General features: G+C 64.6%; 20 protein-coding genes. 10 read left to right on the forward strand and 10 right to left on the reverse strand.

The features are described 5' to 3' along the window. Window positions 1-206 precede the first annotated feature (206 nt). Both BJ998_RS09000 and BJ998_RS09005 read left to right on the forward strand, forming a co-directional pair. On the forward strand, window positions 207-1,160 hold the full coding sequence (locus tag BJ998_RS09000) for a DNA methyltransferase (protein ID WP_184860208.1): 954 nt from the start codon (window positions 207-209) through the stop codon (window positions 1,158-1,160). Beyond that, window positions 1,157-1,798, forward strand: coding sequence for a serine integrase family protein (locus BJ998_RS09005; protein WP_184860210.1), 642 nt, complete (start codon window positions 1,157-1,159; stop codon window positions 1,796-1,798). The genes BJ998_RS09000 and BJ998_RS09005 overlap by 4 nt, the downstream gene beginning before the upstream one ends. Window positions 1,799-1,814: 16 nt before the next feature. On the opposite strand, the gene BJ998_RS09010 is transcribed toward BJ998_RS09005, so the two are convergent. The 4 genes from BJ998_RS09010 to BJ998_RS09025 all read right to left on the reverse strand — a co-directional run bounded on the left by BJ998_RS09010 (window position 1,815) and on the right by BJ998_RS09025 (window position 5,129). Beyond that, window positions 1,815-2,042: a hypothetical protein gene (locus tag BJ998_RS09010; protein ID WP_246488557.1), complete on the reverse strand. Its 228-nt coding sequence runs from the start codon at window positions 2,040-2,042 to the stop codon at window positions 1,815-1,817. 149 nt (window positions 2,043-2,191) lie between these two features. Beyond that, window positions 2,192-2,488 (reverse strand): CPCC family cysteine-rich protein, encoded by a 297-nt coding sequence (locus BJ998_RS49530; protein ID WP_376775853.1) that lies wholly within the window; start codon window positions 2,486-2,488, stop codon window positions 2,192-2,194. A 633-nt stretch (window positions 2,489-3,121) separates the two neighbouring features. Next, window positions 3,122-3,373, reverse strand: coding sequence for a helix-turn-helix domain-containing protein (locus BJ998_RS09020; RefSeq protein ID WP_184868542.1), 252 nt, complete (start codon window positions 3,371-3,373; stop codon window positions 3,122-3,124). A gap of 938 nt (window positions 3,374-4,311) precedes the next feature. Further along, window positions 4,312-5,129, reverse strand: a protein-coding gene (locus BJ998_RS09025) for an IS5 family transposase (protein WP_184857770.1) whose coding sequence is annotated in 2 segments (ribosomal slippage) — window positions 4,312-4,787 and window positions 4,787-5,129 — 819 coding nt in all. Because the reading frame shifts where the segments join, the coding sequence is not laid out codon by codon here. A gap of 117 nt (window positions 5,130-5,246) precedes the next feature. Between BJ998_RS09025 and BJ998_RS09030 the strand changes: the two genes are divergently transcribed. Then, on the forward strand, window positions 5,247-6,383 hold the full coding sequence (locus BJ998_RS09030) for an IS701 family transposase (RefSeq protein WP_425558910.1): 1,137 nt from the start codon (window positions 5,247-5,249) through the stop codon (window positions 6,381-6,383). A 388-nt stretch (window positions 6,384-6,771) separates the two neighbouring features. Then, window positions 6,772-7,344, forward strand: a complete 573-nt coding sequence (locus BJ998_RS09035; protein WP_312890008.1) for an NUDIX domain-containing protein — start codon at window positions 6,772-6,774, stop codon at window positions 7,342-7,344. Here the strand turns inward: BJ998_RS09035 and BJ998_RS09040 are convergent. Then, window positions 7,312-8,421: an NsdA family TPR-like regulatory protein gene (locus BJ998_RS09040; RefSeq protein WP_312890009.1), complete on the reverse strand. Its 1,110-nt coding sequence runs from the start codon at window positions 8,419-8,421 to the stop codon at window positions 7,312-7,314. The genes BJ998_RS09035 and BJ998_RS09040 overlap by 33 nt on opposite strands. Before the next feature lie 228 nt (window positions 8,422-8,649). Then, window positions 8,650-9,045 carry a helix-turn-helix domain-containing protein gene (locus BJ998_RS09045; protein ID WP_184860212.1) on the reverse strand — a complete coding sequence of 132 codons (396 nt, stop codon included), beginning with the start codon at window positions 9,043-9,045 and terminating at the stop codon, window positions 8,650-8,652. A 201-nt stretch (window positions 9,046-9,246) separates the two neighbouring features. Between BJ998_RS09045 and BJ998_RS09050 the strand changes: the two genes are divergently transcribed. Genes BJ998_RS09050 through BJ998_RS09070 form a run of 5 tightly spaced genes read left to right on the forward strand, consistent with a single transcriptional unit; the run spans window position 9,247 to window position 13,139 of the window. After that, window positions 9,247-9,483, forward strand: coding sequence for a helix-turn-helix domain-containing protein (locus BJ998_RS09050; protein WP_312890010.1), 237 nt, complete (start codon window positions 9,247-9,249; stop codon window positions 9,481-9,483). Next, window positions 9,480-9,830, forward strand: a complete 351-nt coding sequence (locus BJ998_RS09055; protein WP_312890011.1) for a WhiB family transcriptional regulator — start codon at window positions 9,480-9,482, stop codon at window positions 9,828-9,830. Before BJ998_RS09050 ends, BJ998_RS09055 begins: the two co-directional genes overlap by 4 nt. Next, window positions 9,827-10,159, forward strand: coding sequence for a hypothetical protein (locus BJ998_RS09060; RefSeq protein ID WP_184860216.1), 333 nt, complete (start codon window positions 9,827-9,829; stop codon window positions 10,157-10,159). Before BJ998_RS09055 ends, BJ998_RS09060 begins: the two co-directional genes overlap by 4 nt. Next, window positions 10,156-11,016: a hypothetical protein gene (locus BJ998_RS09065; RefSeq protein ID WP_221337934.1), complete on the forward strand. Its 861-nt coding sequence runs from the start codon at window positions 10,156-10,158 to the stop codon at window positions 11,014-11,016. The genes BJ998_RS09060 and BJ998_RS09065 overlap by 4 nt, the downstream gene beginning before the upstream one ends. Further along, complete coding sequence (locus BJ998_RS09070; protein WP_184860220.1) at window positions 11,013-13,139, forward strand: cell division protein FtsK; 2,127 nt, start codon at window positions 11,013-11,015, stop codon at window positions 13,137-13,139. Before BJ998_RS09065 ends, BJ998_RS09070 begins: the two co-directional genes overlap by 4 nt. A gap of 191 nt (window positions 13,140-13,330) precedes the next feature. On the opposite strand, the gene BJ998_RS09075 is transcribed toward BJ998_RS09070, so the two are convergent. Together BJ998_RS09075 and BJ998_RS09080 are read right to left on the reverse strand one after the other, a co-directional pair. Then, window positions 13,331-14,242, reverse strand: coding sequence for a hypothetical protein (locus BJ998_RS09075; protein ID WP_184860222.1), 912 nt, complete (start codon window positions 14,240-14,242; stop codon window positions 13,331-13,333). After that, window positions 14,220-14,660: a hypothetical protein gene (locus BJ998_RS09080; RefSeq protein ID WP_184860224.1), complete on the reverse strand. Its 441-nt coding sequence runs from the start codon at window positions 14,658-14,660 to the stop codon at window positions 14,220-14,222. The genes BJ998_RS09075 and BJ998_RS09080 overlap by 23 nt, the downstream gene beginning before the upstream one ends. Before the next feature lie 139 nt (window positions 14,661-14,799). On the opposite strand from BJ998_RS09080, the gene BJ998_RS09085 reads away from it, so the two are divergent. Continuing rightward, window positions 14,800-15,948 (forward strand): NsdA family TPR-like regulatory protein, encoded by a 1,149-nt coding sequence (locus BJ998_RS09085; protein ID WP_184860226.1) that lies wholly within the window; start codon window positions 14,800-14,802, stop codon window positions 15,946-15,948. Here BJ998_RS09085 and BJ998_RS09090 read toward each other — a convergent pair. Together BJ998_RS09090 and BJ998_RS09095 are read right to left on the reverse strand one after the other, a co-directional pair. Beyond that, on the reverse strand, window positions 15,943-16,440 hold the full coding sequence (locus BJ998_RS09090; RefSeq protein WP_184860228.1) for a hypothetical protein: 498 nt from the start codon (window positions 16,438-16,440) through the stop codon (window positions 15,943-15,945). The genes BJ998_RS09085 and BJ998_RS09090 overlap by 6 nt on opposite strands. 186 nt (window positions 16,441-16,626) lie before the next feature. Then, window positions 16,627-17,913, reverse strand: coding sequence for a tyrosine-type recombinase/integrase (locus BJ998_RS09095; RefSeq protein WP_184860230.1), 1,287 nt, complete (start codon window positions 17,911-17,913; stop codon window positions 16,627-16,629). Between the last annotated feature and the right edge of the window lie 51 nt (window positions 17,914-17,964).

Genomic DNA, 17,964 nt, shown 5'->3' on the forward strand with positions numbered 1-17,964 from the left:
CAGACACCCAGCAGACGACCTCGCCGTCACGTCCTTATGCAGCGATTGTTTCGCTCATCCCAATCAGCGGCCGAGTCGTCGCAGGACCCCGGGCGGCCAATCCTTCCCAGCCACACCAACGGCTCCGTCATGACAGCCACACCCGAGGTCCCCGGGCCTTCCTGATCTTACGACTGACCAGAACCGACCCGACTCAGAAGATAAGGATGACTGACCGTCCCACGTCGCCCTGGCCGCTCCCCCTGCCGCCGGGGGAGGAGCCGCCGATGCCGCCGCTGTCGGTCTGGCCGACCGGCCAGCGGGACCCGCTCGCGCAACTGCGCGACGCCGGCTGTGTTCCCGGCACCGAGACCGACACCGAGCGGATTCCGCCGGCCGTCGCCGCCCACGCGATCGCCATATACACCCGTCCCGGCGACCTCGTTCTCGACCCGGATTGCGGCGCGGGCACCGCCCTCGTTGAGGCGCTGCGCGCCGGCCGTCACGCGCTCGGCCTGACCGCCCGCAGCCGGTGGTGGACGCTCGCTCGCGGCAACGTCACCGCCGCCAAGACCGCGGGCGCCTGGCGTGACGGCTCGGTCCTCGACGCCCGGCCGAAAGTCCTCGCGACCGTCCGGGCCGCCGGGCTGATCGGGCGAGTCGGACTCGTCCTGACCGCCCTGCGCACCGCGCCAGCCGACCCCAACAACCAGGCGAGCGGTCCGGACCGCGAGCCGGTCGAGTCCGCCCTCGCCGACCTCGCCACGACGCTGCTCTACTGCGAGCCGCTGCTGCGCTCCGGCGGGCACGTCGCCGTCATCGCGCGACCTCTCCGGCACCCGGACGGCTCGCTGGTTGACCTGACCAGTCCGCTCATCGCCGCCGCCACCGCTGCCGGGCTGGCGCCGGTCGAGCGGTGCATCGCGCTGACCGCCGGCCTGCGCGGCAGCCGACTGGTCACCCGAGCGTCGCTGGCTGAGCGCCGCGCCGCTGCCCGAGCCCGCGCTGCCGGTGTGCCGACCGCGCTGACCGCGCACCACGAGGTGCTCGTCTTCCAACTCGCCCACGACGCCGAACTCGCCGCCGCGACGGCAGCCGGCATCCCGTGGCCAACCGAGGACGACGTGATCCGGCCCGCGGTCAACGGCGTCACTTACCCCGGCTGGAGGCGAGCGGCATGACCACCCGCCTGTATTGCCGCGAGTGCGACTGGCACCCCGAGTTCCGCCGCAAGCGCGCCGCCCTCCGCGCCGCCGCCCGGCACCAGTGCACCGGCACACCGGTGGCCGAGATCCGTCCACCGTGGTGGTCTCGACTGTGGACAAACCTGTGGACAAGCCAACCGGGTAACACCGCCGCCGACACCGAAGGCAGCGCGGACGACCAGACCCATGACGACGAACTGTTCGACGCCTGCGGCAACCGGATCCAGTGGACCGCGCTCGCCGCGCACCACGCCGAGACCACTCGCCGCGCCCGCGCCGCGATGGTCGAGCTCGTCCGAGCCGGCTACCAGATCGGGCCGCCGCCCTACGGCTACCGAGCCCTGCGCATCCGTGTCACCGACCCCAGCGGCCATAGCAAGCTGCGTGCGGTCCTCGTCCTGGACTGGCAGACCGCCGCGGTCGTGAAGCAGATCTTCATCTGGCGCGCCGACCACGGCCTGACGTTCGCCGCCATCGCCACGCGACTCAACAGCGACTCGCGCCAGTACCCGGCCCCTGTGCCCAACGGGCGGTGGACCGCCAAGGCCGTCCGGCGGATCGTCACCTTCTCTGCACTAAATCGAAGTCGCCTTTCGCTGGTGGGCGGTGTTTGAGGTGGCTTCGGCGGTGTCAGCCGTGCTGTCCGCGGGTGGGCATGCCGAGATTGACCTGTGTCGGAGCGCCCAGTCGTGCAGTGCGTTGGGCGCGGGTGCGTTTGCTGCGCAGGAAGGTCAGCGTCAGGTCGAGTCCTTCGATCTCGCCGCGCCAGCCTTCCTCGACGGCCCGACTGCGGCGGGCGAGCAGGTCCTGTTCCAACTCATCAAGCCGGGACAGCATCTTCGGGTCAATCGACAGCATCGGGCAGCGGATGCAAGCTTAACCGAAATGATCTTGAACAGGACTTCGGCCCACGACGTGCCGGAAACATTACGGAACGTAATCGAAGATCCTTGGCTACATGTGCGGATCGGCGTGTCGCCCGACTTTGGCGGATGGTCGATCGGCGCCTATTTGAGTGGGTGTTCCTCGTCGTGCGGAGGGCGGACATGGTCAAGGTGCCGTTCGTCTGAGGCCCCGAAGGCGGCGAAGTTGTTCCGCGCCTGGGTGAGGCTGAGGTCTTTGTTCGGACCGCCCCGGACCACTGTGGCGTCGTGGTCGTCTTGGCCATCGACCTCCCGCCCGGCGCCGTCCCGCACCACCCACGGCAACAACGCACCGGGACCGGCCACCACTGCCCCGATCGCCGGTAGCACGGCCCGTCCCTCCATCAACCCCCGATGCACCCGGGAGAGCTCATGATCCATGCCACCGCATCGAACATCGACGCCCGCAGGTTGAGTCACTCATCCAGTTGGTGCAGTCAACAGAACAACGTCAAGTACACCGGCCGCCAGGTCTGGGCCCGCACCATCGCCGGCCGCCCGGCACCCATCGAGCAGTGGGTCACCTCGGCGCCGAAGGTACACGAGCCACTGGTTGACGAACGCACCTTCCACCGCGCCCAGCCGGCGCCGCCGACGGTCCGCCCGACGCGGAGGACTCGGCCGATACCCGGCCGAGTGCGACATGACCACCCGCCGGTGGAGCATCGCCGCCGTGGTCCTGGTCGCCGGGTACGCGGCGACGATCGCCGGAGCGAACTGGGCCACCACACTCTGGCCGGCGGTCACGGTCGCCGGCCTGCACATTCCCGCGGGCGCGCTCCTCGCCGGACTCGCGTTCACCGTCCGGGACCTCCTGCAGGACACTGTCGGCACCCGGACAACGCTGCTCACGATCGCCCCCGGCGCGGCGTTGTCCGGACTGATCGCCGAGCCGCGCATCGCGCTCGCCAGCGCGGCGGCATCCGCGATCTCCGAGTCAGCCGACATCGCCGTCTACACCCTCTGCGCCGACAGCATGATGCTCATCGTCGCGCCCGTGCCTCCGCGCGGCAGTTACTGCTTGGCTGACGACTCGTCAGCTTCCGGTTTCTCGGCGAGCGCGATCTCCCGTGGAGGAACGACGCCGTACAGCTCGTCCGGAGTGCACTTCAGGGCGGTACACAACGCCTGCAGAGTCTCGGTCTTCATCTGAACCGGCTCGTTGTTCATCAGCGCCGAGACAGACGGCGCCGACAAGGTGAAGTTGGCACGCCGGAGAAGCAGCTCGCGCAACTCCTTGCCTGTCCATACCTCGCGGGAGGCCATCACCTGCCTGAGCCGCCATCGAAGCTGCACCGCCACGCCTTCCCGCGCTCACTCGTCTTCCGGCGGCCTCCATGGGCGCCGATCGTCGCCCAGTCTCCCCGATGACCTACGTGAGGACAGGGGACCACCCGGTGTGTTTGACGAACAGAACCTCGTGAGCCGCCCTGCACCTAATTGAACTTTGTTGTACCTACTACAGTTAGGTGCTACCTTAATTGGATGGCAGACGTCCCCGCAGACGGAAAGGAGCACCCCCGACTCACACGACCAACCCAGCCCTACATCAGCACGAGCCGTGTTTGGCCCGTGCCTGTACCGATCTCTGGACCCACGTCGGCCGCCGCGTCTCTTGCTCCCATGGTGATCGAGTACGCAGTCGGCAAGACCTGCGATCTTGCCGGGCGGCAGGAGTCCAGCACGACCGTGACCGCCGGCCCCGCACACACATATCCGGGGAGTAGAGGCACACAGCTCGTGACAGCTTCGGCAACCCCAGCACGTTCAACGCGCGTCATGGTGCGTGTCTGTCTTCCAGAAGATCCGCCTCGCGGACCTGAGAGCGCAGGTGTCCACAGCTGGGGAATGCCCGCTGAGTCGACGCTTTCCTTGTCGCCGACCAGCACGCCCGCGAACGTCTCTGATCTGCAGGTGACCTCGCGGAGCGAGGCGGGAGGTGCGCGATGCGCCACCCACACGACACGCCAGAACCAACAGGCCCTGATGAGTCGGGCCCGATCCAGCCACCAGTCGAATCCGCGGTCCCGGCCCGTCGTCGTTGGCGACCTGCGGACGAACTCTGGGAGATCGAACGCCTCGAAACCACGCCCATGACGCCCGACCACTACGAGACCGCCGTGTCCACCCTCGCCACCTTGATTTCCCACTGGCTCCGAGACACCCGAGGCGAACGCGACGACCAAGCGGCCTAAGAGGGTGTCTTACGTGGCGGCCTTGGCGAGCCTCTTGAAGCAAGTCAAGGCCGCCGCCAACGTCAGGAACGCGCAGAAGTGGTTCGCCTTGCGCTCGTACCGCATCGCGAGTCGGCGGTACCCGAACAACCAGGCGATCGTGCGTTCGATGACCCACCGGTGCCGACCCAGCCGCGCGCTGGACTCAGTGTCTTTGCGGGCGATCCGCACCGCGATCCCCTGCTCGCGTACCCACGCCCGTAACTCCTTGATGTCGTAGGCCTTGTCCGCGTGCAACTTCGCCGGCTTGCGCCGACGGGGACCACGCCGCGACTTCACTGCGGGGATCGCCCGCACCAACGGTTTGAGCCCGTAGGCGTCGTTGGTGTTGGCCGCCGACACCGCCACCGACAACGGCAGACCGGCCCGGTCGGACAGCGCGTGGATCTTCGAGCCCGGCTTGCCTCGATCGACCGGGCTCGGACCGGTCAACGATCCCCCTTTTTCGCCCGCACCGCCGCCGCGTCCACCACCACCCGCGACCAATCGATCAAGCCCTGGCCGCCCAACTCGTCCAAGACCGCCCGATGCACCCGTGGCCACAGGCCCGCTTTGGTCCACTCGGTGAACCTGCGGTGCGCGGTCGGCACTGTGACCCCGAACGACGGCGGTAGATGCCGCCAGGCGCAGCCGCTGGTCAACACGAACACGATCGCGGTGAACACCGCCCGGTCGTCCACCGGCGTCGTCCCACCGCCCTGCCGACGCGGCGTGAACTGTGGGACCAACGGCGCGACCAGTGCCCACAACTCGTCGGGCACCAGCCGCTGCGACAACGCATCCGTCACAACGTCTGATCATGGCAGCGGCCGAGCAAGATCCACGTGAGACGAGCTCTAATACGACAACGACAGGTTGTAATCTAGGTCCGGACTCTGGTAGTTGATCTTGTTGTGTTGGCGGAGATGGTGGCGGACTGGTCGGCGAGCTTCGAGGCGTTTCTGGGCCGGTTCGCCGGCAGGTTCCCCCGAGTGGAGTCGCGGCGCCGGATGCGCTGGTATGTCAAGGGATTGCTCGCCGAGATCGAGCGGAAGAACGGGTGGACGCTGGCCGAGGCCGCCGGGGATGCGGGGCCGGAAGGCATGCAGCGGTTGCTGAACTTCTACGCGTGGGACACCGATGGCTTGCGTGACGACGTGCGTGCCGCGGTTGTGGAACGCATCGGTGACGGTGAGCAGGGGGTGCTCATCGTCGACGAGACCGGCTTTCTGAAGAAGGGTGCCCACTCCGCAGGAGTCGCACGGCAGTACTCGGGCACTGCCGGCCGGATCGAGAACTCGCAGATCGGGGTATTTCTGGCGTATGCCTCACCACGCGGTCGTGCGCTGATTGATCGGGAGTTGTATCTGCCCAAGGACTGGACCGATGATCGTGACCGGTGCCGGGCGGCTGGCATTGATGACGAGGTGGAGTTCGCGACCAAACAGGTGCTGGCCCGCCGGATGATCGAGCGTGCGCTCGCGACGGAGGTGCCGTTCGGATGGGTGACCGCCGACGAGTTGTACGGGCAGGACACGAAGTTCCGGCTGTGGTTGGAGACCGTGGACGTCCCGCATGTGGTGGCGGTGCCCAAGTCGGCGATGGTGGTGTCGATGCACTTGGCCAAGGTCCGGGTTGCGCGGATGATTGCGGACGTCGCGGACGCAGATTGGCAGCGGCTCAGCTGCGGGGACGGAGTTCGTGGCCCTCGGGTGTCGGACTGGACGGCGGTGGAGATCCGGCCGTTGCGCCGGCGGGGTTGGGGGCACTGGCTGCTGGCTCGGCGTTCGGTCAGCGATCCGACCGACATCGCCTACTACGTGTGTTTCGGGCCTGCCGATACCAGCTTGGCGGAGCTGGTTCGTGTCGCGGGCAGCCGCTGGGCGATCGAGGAGTGTTTCCAGACGGCGAAGAACGAGACCGGTCTGGATCACTACCAGGCGCGGGGTTACCAGGCGTGGTACCGGCACGTCACGCTGTCGATGACGGCGTTGGCGTTCCTGGTGATCACACGGCCAACCGTTGAAAAGGGGGCTCCGTTGCTGGCGATGGTCAGACCGTGATCCCGTTGTCGGTCAACGAGGTTCGCCGGTTATGGAACCGGGTCGTGGTCCGTTCCGCCCACACCGTCGATCACATCCTGCACTGGTCACGGTGGCGGTTGGTTAGCCAGGCCCGTGCCCGAGCTAGCCACCACCGGAGACAACATCACGACCTGTCGTTGTCGTACTAAGCGAATGGGAAGCTGAACGATAAAAATGAAGGGGATCGTCGATCCGCCCCGCCGTCACCCGGCTTGGCCTATCCGCCGACAAGAGCGCCGAGATCATCAGCAGCGGGCATTGAACCCTACAGACGGTCCGTCCTCCGCAGACACTCAACTGCCTCGACACCAACACCCAGCACCACCGGCATAGTGATCAACTTCTCCACATCCCGTAGGCTGCCAGAGTGACGGAGTACCCGGAGGCACTGAAGTGGAAGGTCCATGGCGAGCGGACCGTTTACGACAACCGGTGGATCAAGGTCAACCTAGTTGATGTGGAGCCGCCCGACGGCAGTCGGTTCGAGCATCACGTGGTCCGGCTGGACCACGTCGCGATAGCTCTGCTCGTCAATGAGAACGAAGAGGTGCTGACGCTGTGGCGGTACCGTTTCGCTGTCGACCAGTGGGGCTATGAGCTGATTGGCGGGCTGGTCGAAGAAGGCGAAGAACCTGCCGCGACGGCCGCGCGTGAAGCTGAGGAGGAGACCGGCTGGCGTCCAATCGGCGAGCCTGAACACATTGTGAAGTTTCAGCCGCTGCCGGGCATGATTGATTCGCCGGTTGACGTCTTCATGTGGCGGCAGGCCGAGAAGGTCGGCGAGCCTACCGATGCCGAGGAAGCCGCGCGGATCGAGTGGATTCCGGTAGACCGGGTGTTGGACCTTGTTCGGAACGGTGAGGTCCTTGGGTCTGGCGCGGTAATTCCACTCCTCTACTACCTAGCATCACGCAATAGTGGTGCCGCTGGCGCCCGGTAGAATCAGACTTTCGAGCCGCTGCCGTTGGCGATCGGAGCCAATTTGCGAAGCAAGCCGCCGAGCTCGCTGCGCATAGGCAATCGCAGCTTCCCGGTCGCCAGCGGCAGAGTAAGCAAACGCTAGATCAACGTACAACCAGTTCAGTCCACGAATGGCCGAGCCCTCACGAATGGCCGTGCCATTCGGCGACTCCAGTTCCCGGGCAGCCGCTTCCAGTTGTTCTATCGCCTCCTGCTCACCAAGCTTCGTTAGACCATTGCCGCGCCAGCGAGCGAGTTGACCGCTGTTCAGCAGAAGGAATGGCATTTCGGGATCAACCGGGTCGGCCGGCAACCACTCGTCCGCCTGATCAAAGGCTCGTAGCGCTTCATTACGACGACCAGCAGCTGCAAGCCCCTCGCCGTGAGCAGCAGCAAGCCATGACTGCAATACCGCAGGCACTTTGTTTTCGGCTACCGAACGCGCGTATTCAAGTAGCTCGACCGCGCCAGTTGCGTCGCCAAGGTCCAGCAGGATTACCGCCTGTTGCGCCGCAGCATGAGCAAGCAAATGAGGCGCGCCAGCCTCGCCCGCAGACACCTTGGCATCTTCATGATACTTCCATGCCTGAAGTTGTGAGCCTCGATCCAAAGCATTCCAGCCAGCCAACGTACGCGCGTCAGTCAGTATTGCCGCAAGACGCTTGCGATGCTTTGCATTAACACTGAATGCATGGACTTCTTCCATGTGTTTGATGAGACTGCTCAACTGGTCAAGAGCCGCAATGGCACCGAATCGCTTGTCCGAGCCGCGAATCATGTTGACCTGCTGCTGAAACAGGTCGAGCGTTTCGCCGTCTATGCTGCGAGCGACTATCAAGCGGTCCCGCAGTTCCGCGGCACCTTCATTCAGTACTTCAGACGGGAAGCCAAGTTCTTCATTGGTCCGTCCGTAGATCTCCCGAAAAAGCCGCCGGTAGCCAGGCTCAGTCACTTGGTCGTGCCCGTTCTCCCAGCGCGACAGCATGACTTTGAGCGAAGACTCGGACGCCACCGCTATGTTCAGCAGCGAAGCACGCATGATCACGAGACGGATCACCTGGTCCTGACTGCGCCCTTGCTGAACGCGGACAGCCTGCAACTTGGTCGCGGGTGGTCCGCCTCTCTGGCTCCGCGCCATCTTCACCCCAGATCATTTGGCGTCTGACCTCGCTAGTTAACTCCACTTAACTCGGGGCACGTTAATCGCCGACAACTGTTTTGGGTCGGTTGTTGGCCGTTTCCTGGTGTCATGACGACGACGGGAACGGCCACCAGGGCAACAGAGCTAACGGCTCTTTGTCGGCTTCTCATTCTCACCCGAGACTGCCGATTCGAGCCTGCTGCTCAGTGTGCCTACTTGGGCCCGCAGGCCCCGGAGTTCGCGCACGATTGTGCCCAGCATCGCGACAACTGGATCATCCGCAGTGGTGGCCGGCGCCTCGGCTTCCGGCGGATTCTCTCCGCGAAGCACCGCGCTGAGGTGCTGCGGGTGCCAGTCCAGCGCGATCGACAGAGCTTCGAGCGTGCGCGGATTTCGTCGTCGCTGAATCTTCCCCTGTTGGATTTCGCGGACGATAGCCAGCGAAACGCCGGAACGTTCGGCAAGCTCCTTCTGCTTCAAGGCGAGGTCCGCCGTGCGGGCGTTGATCGCCCCCGCGACTGCCGCCCAATCCTCGTCCACGTACGCCTCCGTGCTCCGCCTTCACCGCTGACGTTAGCGCGCACAGCGCACAGCAATCGGTCTTTGCGCTGACATCGGCGGTGATTGGCCATAAATCAAGGCTGATGTCAGCGAATCCTGCGCAAAAATCAGTCTTCTGGAGTCACCAAAATGAGGTCGACGAGTGAGACAGGACCGAGCAGGCCACCTGTCTTCTACAGCGTGCAGGAAGCCGCACAGATCTTGCGAGTCAACGCGGCGACGATCTACCGGGCGATTCAGGAGGACGCGTTCCCGGCAGTACGCCTCAGGACGCGGTACGTGGTTCCGGCCCAGGCGGTTGACGAGCTGGCCAAGCAGGCAGCCCAGTCCGGCGGCGTGATCGACGTTGCTCGGATGGCTGCCGAGCGTCGGACGGCTCGCGAGGCGGAGCGGCTGGTCGGGGGTGCGCCGTGGTGAATCGTGACGAGTTTCGTGACAACTACTACGAGGTAGTCGCGGCAGACCTCGACCGGTACGCCGAGGTTCCCGACAACGTGCTGTTGGAGATCGTGACCACGGACGGCACGTGCATGTGGCTCGTCACCAACGATGAGCCCGAGTGGTCCGGCGAGGAGCTGACTGACCGGGAACTGGCCGCGCGACTGTGCGCGGGCTGCCCGGTTCAGCGCGAGTGTCTCGAACTCGAACTCCGTACCGCCGGAGAGTCGACGGTCGGAGTGTGGGGAGCGCTTTCCGAAGAGGACAGGCGAGCGGTCTACCGCGCGTGGCTGGCTCGCCGGCGGGGCGGAGGGCAGCCGTCATGACGGTCAACGTGCCGTTGATGCCGTTGCTCGCCGGCTTGGGTGCGCTGTTGGCCTTGATTCTCGTATGGCGCGCCGGCCGTCGACGGGCGAAGGCAGCCGCTGAAGCCGCGCGAGCCGGTGCGCGGCTGGTGTCGTTGGCCGGCAGGGTCCTACTCGGCGGTGCCGTGCTCCTCGGCGTCCAGTGGATCGTGGTCACCTACTCCAACAACACCACGTTGTTGGTGGGGGTGCTCGCACTGCCGGATCTGTTCGCGGCCTACGTGCTCACCAAGGCGCTGACGGTGAGCACGCTGGACAACGCCACTCGGCGCAGGGGTGGTCAGCGATGACTAACCCGGTTGAGTCCCGACGAAGCGGAGGGAGGAGGGTGGCCGCCCACGGGCGGCCACCCGGCCCCTCCGCGAGCCAGGCCCAGAAGCTCATCGAAGAGGCAGCCGAGGCCACCCAACGGCGGGCCTACCAGACCCATCCCGATGTGGTGGCCTTGCGAGTAGAACAAGTGCGTACCCAGGTCGACCGGCTGTGCTGGGCCGGCATCACGCTCGGCCTGGGCTTCACGATGACCAACGTGCAGGCGTTCGCCGCTGCTGGCGCGGCGGCCTGGTCGCTGCCGTGGCTTGCCGCGTGGCTGCTGGACCCGACGGTGTCGCTGGTGTTGTTGGCGATCCTGCGGGCCGAGCAGGTCACGGCCCGCTACCAGGTTCAGACCGGGCCGTGGGTGCGACGGGCGAAGTGGCTGACGGTGGCGGCCACGTACGTGATGAACACCTGGGCGTCGTACGCGGCCGGGTCACTGTCGGGTGTCGTGCTGCACTCGGTGCCGCCGCTGGTGGTGTTCGTGGCCGCCGAGGCGGTGACCGATCTCCGCGACAAGCTGACCGAAGCAGTGACGGCAGCGTTCACCAACGCGTCAGCGGTGAACACTCCGGAGACCGTTCACCAACCGCGACGCGAACCCCCGAAGAGGAAGAGCACCCGACGGAGGAAGCTGTTCGGCGACTACCTCACTGAGGCCCGTGCGGCATGGACACCAGGCGTCGAGATCACACCCGCATGGGTGCGGTCGGTCACCGATTGCGCGCGAGGGCTGTCCCCTCGGTTGGCCGCTGCCCTCAAGTCCGAAGTGGAGCACTCTGCTGCAACCACTGCGAAGGATGCGGAGCCAGAAAGTGAGGCGGGGCAATGACTTCACGTGACTCCGACATTGTACCGGCCGAGCCCGTGTATGACGCCGAACTGGTCGACGATGCCGCGCCTCACCTCAGTCAACCGTCAGTGCGGCAGGTGATCGACTCGTGGTGGCAGCGTTCACCACGCGTGCCGATGGCATTGAAGTCGCGCAGCGCGTTCACGCAGGCGTTGAAGGATCTGGCGGTTCGCCTGCTCCGTTCACCGTTCCGCTACGTCAGTGCTGTAGCGCGTGGAGCGCTGGCCGCCGCCCGATGGTGGCGAAAGTGGGTCACCGTTCACGACTACCGCGACGCCGCCGAGCAGTCGGAGAAGTTGGCTGACAAGTTCACTGAAATCCGGGCGTTGACGTTGTTCCGGTGGAAGGTGACCGGTGCGGTTGCCGTCAGCAGCGCTATGGCGGTGTTGGTGACCCAACTCGTGTACGGCAATGTGACGCTGTGGATCACAGGTGCCGTCGCATCTGTTGCACTGGCGGTCCTCGGTCGACGCAAGGACGGCAGTCCCGGACGCAAGCCCGTGCTTGCCGGTCCACGCTCGCTCACGTGGACCATGGACCCGCAAGTGTTGGTCGACGCGTTCCGCGACGCCAAGCTGATCGGCAAGGATGAGACACTACGGCTTGTCGAGCGTGCATCTCGACAAGGCGACGGGTGGGCAATCACCGTCGACCTGCCGGCGACCCGCAAGGCAGCCGATGTGGTGAAGAACCGCGAGGCGCTTGCGTCCGCCCTTGCGGTTGACGAGGTTCAGCTGATCGTCGAGCGAGTCCGAGGAAACGGCGGTCACGCCGGCCGAGTCTCCATGTGGGTCGCTGACGAAGATCCGTACGCCGCTCCTCCGCTACGGACGCCGCTGCTCAACGTCGAGCACTGGGACGCCTGGCGCCCAGTCCCGTTTGGACAAGACGCACGCGCTCGGAAAGTAAGCCTGCCGTTGGTGTGGACGTCACTCCTGATCGGAGCGATTCCCAGACAGGGCAAGACTTTCGCCGAGCGGCTTGCCGCCGCAGGGCTGATCCTGGACCCCTACACGCGGTTGTACGTGGCGGACTTCAAGGGCGGCAAGGACTGGGATGCGTGCGAGCCGTGTGCGCACCGGTTCTTCTCCGGTGACGACGACGGCCACGTGTTCATGTTCAAGGCGTGGCTTGAGGAGTTGGTGTCCGAGACTCAGGGACGCTACGCCCGGATGCGCGAACTCGATGACGAGACATGCCCCGAGTCGAAGATCACGCCGAGCATCTCGCGGGACAAGGCGCTCAACATGCCGATCACCGCCGTCATCGTGGACGAGGCGCACATCCCCTTGGAGTCTCGTATTCCGGTCGAAGTGGAGGGTAAGAAGGTCCCACTCGGCAGGTACCTCGGCGAGTTGCTGACGTGGCTCGCCAAGAAGGGACCGGCAGCTGGCATCGTGGTCATCCTGGCAACCCAGCGCCCGGACGCGACTTCACTGCCTACGCCGCTGCGGGCGGTGCTCGGCTCGCGGTTCGCGCTGCGGGTGATGGACTGGCGAGACTCCAACATCATCCTCGGCGAGCAGATGAACACCCGCGGCTACGACTCTTCCAAGCTTTTGGCTTCACACAAAGGAGTTGGCATCCTTCGGCCGGACGGCGAGACGGAAGCAGGTACGGATGTACTAGCGATGACGGTCCGTACCTACTACATGCCCAACCCCGACTGGAAGATCATTTGCCAGCGTGGTCGTGCGCTGCGAGAGGCTGCCGGAACCCTGAGCGGTCATGCAATCGGTGCGAACCTGACGCCGATGCTCGACCGTGCTGCCGTTGCCAAGGCCATTGGCAGCAGTACCGGTCAGGCGGGTGACGTTGAACTGGTTGAGTTGCCCGAGCTACTAGCGTCCGTTGTGGACTATCTCGGCGACGATCTCGCCGAGCAGGACGGCCGCACGTTCGTGCCCACGGCCGAGCTGGTCGAGGCACTCGGCGTCGAGCCGACGATGTTCGGCCGGCAGATGGGAGAACTTGGCTGCCGGTCAAGGCGGGAGCGGATACCGACCACGGACGGCACCGTGAGGCAGGTACGCGGGTACTTCACCGCTGACATCCGTGCCGCCGTGGACGCTGCCTGTGACGAGGAGGCCGACAATGACTGACAGTCGGCGGCAGGCCGTGGCCGGATTCGGGTAGGCATCTACTGCGCGCCAATACGTGACAAGTTCCGTGACAAGTGCGACCAGCACCCGTCACGGCAGGCGTCACACGCGCAGCACCCGTCACAACCACTGTGACGGGTCCACCAGCCGCTCTACCAGGCAGAACGGCATCTGTGACGGGTGGGACAGGGTCAGCGACGACCTGTCTCACCCGTCACCGCAGGGCACGTCAGGTCCGGACCCGACAGCGCCACGGAGGCCGCGCCGTTGGCGACCGCGATTGTCAGATGCTGGTCGGTGACCCGAGCGATCCGCGCGGGCACATCGGGCAGGCCGCACAACGGATGCGTGAGCGCGGCGGCGATCGAACTCGTTGACGCTCCCCCGGACCAGTCCACCTGACACGCTTCCCTCGCCGAGGCCACGACGTTGGGAGCCAACGGGAACAGGCCAGTGCGCCGCAACAGAGAACTTGCAATCGACGACGCAAGCGCGTGTCTGGCGGGAACTGTGGAGAGTTCAGCATCGGTCAACGGAGGGGGCTGCCGCCAGTTCAGCCACGCTGGATCGCGGTCAGCGACCGCATCGCGCCAGATGTCATAGGACACGGTCGCCAGCGAAACCCGTGCAGTCGTGCCCAAGAGATACAGCTCGACATGTCGCCGGAAGGGGCGCACCCGTAGGCCGGCGACACCAACCAGACCAACGGATGTCTCACTCGGCACCAAAGCTGCCAGCAGAGGCAGCCGCGCCTCCGCGCGAACGTGAAGGGTCAGGTAGTCAGGGAGCGGGCGAGCCATCCGAAACGCGGCAGGGGCAAGGCGGTTCGCGACGCTGAGAATCCCTGCCTCAAGGGCGCGTTGCTCAGGTGCAACAGCATCCGGCAGCACGAGTTGCCGTACCTCGGCGGGTACCGATGCACTGCAATCGCCGAGGGCGGCAATCAACTGAAGACGCGTGGTCCTGTCTACGGGATCGAGCGCCTGGACGATGGCCGGCAGGACGGAGGACGTCGTTTCGGCTGTGAAGCGGCGACGCAGCCCCGCCAGACGCCGAACCAGGGACAAGCGGTGCGGCAACTCAGCTACCGCCAGCCATCGCACGGGATTCACGTCGAGCGCGGCGGCTGGCCGCCGTCGCGCGCAGCGTGGCGCGGCAATCGAGACACCGGTTCCGGCAGGCACAGTTGGGAACCCACGAACACCAGAACCCGTCCACAGACAGGAAGGCAGTGCGCCCGTACAGTTCCTTCGTCTCCGCATCCTCGAACACCAGATGCCGATCAAGGAAAGCGCGTTCCCCCTCGACCTGGATGAGCATCCCGAGCATCGGCGCATCTGTCTCCACGACGTGCGGCCCAGTCATGCCGAACGCCTGTGACTGCGCGTTCAGCTCAGCAGCGATACGGTCGACGTACCGGCGGCGCTGAATCTCCCGAGTCGCGAGGACCACGGCAAGGACCAGCAACGCGAGCGCGCCGGCCGAGGCAGTAAGCGCCAACACGGCCACAGCAGGGTCCATGGTCGCCTCCTTCCACTCGTGACAGCAGAAGTCAGCGTTTCTCAGTGACAGCTCTTGAGTACATGACCTGCCAGCGACCTCTAGCGACATCTGACGCCGTAGACTGATCAGCGCTGACATCAGTGACGGAGGTGTGGCTGTGGAGCATCGCGCACGAACTATGCTCGAACAGTTGATCAGGGACCGGCGGCAGACTCCAGAGGAGTTCTGCAAAGAAGCTGAGCAGTACGCAGAGCATCGCACCGACGTGGTGCCGATCAGCGTTCGCCACCTTCAACGCCTTGCCGCCGGTCAGCGCGCCGATGGGCGACCACTCGGACCTGTTCGCCCAATGACCAGGCGACTGCTTGAGGGGATGCTCGGTGTTCCGATGGAAAAACTTCTTCGCCCGCCCGAGTCAGCCGCTGTGTCAGACCGCGACATTTCTGACCTGCAGGCAAGACTCGCAGCATCTCGCAACCTCGACAAGGAAATGGTAGAACTGTTTCAACAGAAACTTGATCTTGCCCGAGTGATGGACCGTCGAGTTGGAGCTCCCGCATTGTTGGGCGAACTTCGTCACCAGATAGAGCATATGCAGCAGGTATTGCGCTACTCGCTACCGAACAGCGCACGCTCGGCCCTGGCCAAGGTCTTGGTGGATGCCCGAACACTGGCGGGGTGGCAATCCCTTGACCAAGGGCTCACAGTCGACGCATGGGCACACTACGACGGCGCGAAAGCAGCGGCTCTGGAGTCCGATTGCGCAGCATTGCACGCCTACGCGACAGCTGCCCAGTCCGTGGTTCTACACGATGTCGGCGACACAGTGTCCGCGGTTGAGCTTGCAGAGTTTGCCCGAAACCTCGGATACAACAAGGCCCCAAAATTGCTCAGATCATGGCTGAACGCGGCTTACGGTGAAGCCTGCGCCGCCGACGGTCGCCAGCGGGATAGCTTGCGGGCATTCGATGAAGCGGTTCGCATTATGCCGAGTAGTCCCGATCTATCAGAGACTCCATACTTGGTATTTGGGCTAGTCCACCTACAGCGCTGGCGAGGTAACGCATTGGCGCGACTAGGCGAACATTCAGCGATCGCCACACTGTCAGAGGCGCTTGCCGATCTCGACTCAAGCTTCACGCGCGCGGAAACGACGCTCAGAGTTGACTTGGCTCTTGCATTGAGGACAACCAGGAACCATGATGAAATTAAACATCATATAGAACACGCAAGCGCACTTGCACTGCAAATTGGTTCGATACGCCAGCAGCAGCGACTGACTCAACTCGCACACTACCGCCTATGAGCGACCGACTGCGCGATACTTGCGGCGGATCCACCAGCGATACACGGGCTGCCACACGTGACGAAACGGCCACGACACTAGCTGCCACAACTTCAGACGAAACCTGCGAACCGACGGGAATCTGTCGACGTTGAGATCACGTCGAACAAGAGAGACAAACTCGGCTCGCACGCTGTGAGTATCCGCCAGAAGCCTTGAAACCGAGTCCAGCCTATCGGAAGATGCCGGCAGCCGAGTCCAATGATGGAGCGTTTCCACGGTGCCGGGCATCGTTCGAGCTACTTCAACAACCCTTCCACCTGCCATCAACTCAAGCTCATTAACGATATCGATCAGGTCGCCATGCACTACCGTCGCATTACGCCTAGCTTCCTCAATCTGTTCCGTCAGTTGCCCGTCACTTCCCTCTTTGAGCACCCCCCCAGTCTCACTAAGCCATTGCCTCTTCAAGAATGCCGCGCGGCCAAGCTCATCCAACGCCTTGTCGAACATGCCCAACAGAGTTGCCACAATCCTCCGCTCCTCTTGCCGCCTCCACTTCTCCAACTCAGTCTTCCCTGAAGAGAGAACATTGACCAAGACGCCAACAAGAGAACTAAGAGCAGCGATAGTTGCAGCCACGAGCGTAACGATTCCAGTTGTCACAGCACACCTTCACCCGTAGTGGCTATTGAATGATCATCCTGACTTCGTCCTCTTTGGCATCCGGGAGCCTAGGATCTCCGCTGCCTTGCGGTCTGCGCCGGCAACCCACGCCGCGTACACGCGAAGGGTCGTCGCCCCTCCCCCTCCGTGACCGAGTCGGCCAGCGACCGTACGGAGGTCGATTCCGGCCGTCAGTAGCTCCGTGGCGGAGTAGTGCCGCAGTGAGTGGATGTGCGTCTTGATGCCGAGCCTTTCAGCCATGTCCTTGTAGCGGCTCGACACAGCGTGTGGCGAGTATGGCTGAGTCGGGTCCGGGTTGCGGACGCCTGTGAAGACGTACATGTCGTCGCTCAGCTCCATGCCGAGCCCTGCGAACCGCTGACGGCAGCGCTCCTTGTACTCGGTCAGCAACACGGTCGTTTCCGTGTCGAGCGCGATTCGACGCATCTGGTGGGTCTTGGTGTCCTTCTCCTTGCCGACACCAGAGCGGAGCGTGTAGCTGCGCCGGATCTCGATCGTGCCCTCGTCCAGGTCGACGCGCGACCACTTCAGCGCGCACACTTCGCCGCGACGGATGCCTGTCGTCATGACGAGCCACACGAGGACTCCCCAGTCCTCGTCAAGCTCGAAGGCGGCATCGATGAGCCGAGCAGCGTCGGTCGGCGACGGCGGATCAGGCTCAGGTGCCTTCTGCTTGGGCCGCTGAGCGATGCGCGCAGGGTTCGAGTCGATCCATTCCCAACGGACCGCAGCCGTCAGTGTGCCGCTGATGATCGAGTGAATCTGCCGCACGGTCGAGGCGGCGAGCGGACGGCACTCGTGAGGGCGACACCGCTTCTTCGTGTTCTTGGGAGGCTCGGAGCAGTCGTGCTCTTCCTCTGTCCGATGCTCGACGAAGGGTTTGCCGTCGCATCGGACGCGGCAACGGCGCAACTCCGCGTACAGCTCTTCCAGCACGCGCGCGGACACCTTCTTGATTGGGGTCTCGCCGAGTACAGGTCGGATGTTGCGCTCGACGTAGCCTCGGTACATGTCGCGCGTGCCATCGTCCAACTCGGCGGTCCGCAGCCACTGGTCAATGGCGTAGCCGAGCTTCACGGCGGACGGTGCGTTGCGCTGCTTGTCGACCTGAACGAGCAGCTCGTTCAGCTTCTTCTCGGCGCGCTTCATAGCAACGTCGTCAGTGCCTTTGATGGTCTCGCGGAGGTAGACGCGCTTGCCGGTGACGGGGTCCAGGCCCGCGTAGACCTTGACGCGGAGCGAGTCTCCACGGACCTCGATCCCGCCTCGCTGACGACCCTCAGAGCGTGCAGCAGCCATGACCTCAGGATACTCGCACCCGAGGCCGCACCCGATGATCAACTTAGTTGA

Origin of the sequence: Kutzneria kofuensis (assembly GCF_014203355.1) — a bacterium.
Taxonomy (GTDB): domain Bacteria; phylum Actinomycetota; class Actinomycetes; order Mycobacteriales; family Pseudonocardiaceae; genus Kutzneria; species Kutzneria kofuensis.

Coding starts and splice junctions, on each gene's coding strand:
- BJ998_RS09000 (WP_184860208.1), top strand. CDS start 207: ATGACTGACCGTCCCACGTCGCCCTGGCCGCTCCCCCTGCCGCCGGGG.
- BJ998_RS09005 (WP_184860210.1), top strand. CDS start 1,157: ATGACCACCCGCCTGTATTGCCGCGAGTGCGACTGGCACCCCGAGTTC.
- BJ998_RS09010 (WP_246488557.1), bottom strand. CDS start 2,042: ATGCTGTCGATTGACCCGAAGATGCTGTCCCGGCTTGATGAGTTGGAA.
- BJ998_RS49530 (WP_376775853.1), bottom strand. CDS start 2,488: ATGGATCATGAGCTCTCCCGGGTGCATCGGGGGTTGATGGAGGGACGG.
- BJ998_RS09020 (WP_184868542.1), bottom strand. CDS start 3,373: ATGGCCTCCCGCGAGGTATGGACAGGCAAGGAGTTGCGCGAGCTGCTT.
- BJ998_RS09030 (WP_425558910.1), top strand. CDS start 5,247: ATGGTGGCGGACTGGTCGGCGAGCTTCGAGGCGTTTCTGGGCCGGTTC.
- BJ998_RS09060 (WP_184860216.1), top strand. CDS start 9,827: ATGACGGTCAACGTGCCGTTGATGCCGTTGCTCGCCGGCTTGGGTGCG.
- BJ998_RS09065 (WP_221337934.1), top strand. CDS start 10,156: ATGACTAACCCGGTTGAGTCCCGACGAAGCGGAGGGAGGAGGGTGGCC.
- BJ998_RS09070 (WP_184860220.1), top strand. CDS start 11,013: ATGACTTCACGTGACTCCGACATTGTACCGGCCGAGCCCGTGTATGAC.
- BJ998_RS09080 (WP_184860224.1), bottom strand. CDS start 14,660: ATGGACCCTGCTGTGGCCGTGTTGGCGCTTACTGCCTCGGCCGGCGCG.
- BJ998_RS09090 (WP_184860228.1), bottom strand. CDS start 16,440: ATGTTCGACAAGGCGTTGGATGAGCTTGGCCGCGCGGCATTCTTGAAG.
- BJ998_RS09095 (WP_184860230.1), bottom strand. CDS start 17,913: ATGGCTGCTGCACGCTCTGAGGGTCGTCAGCGAGGCGGGATCGAGGTC.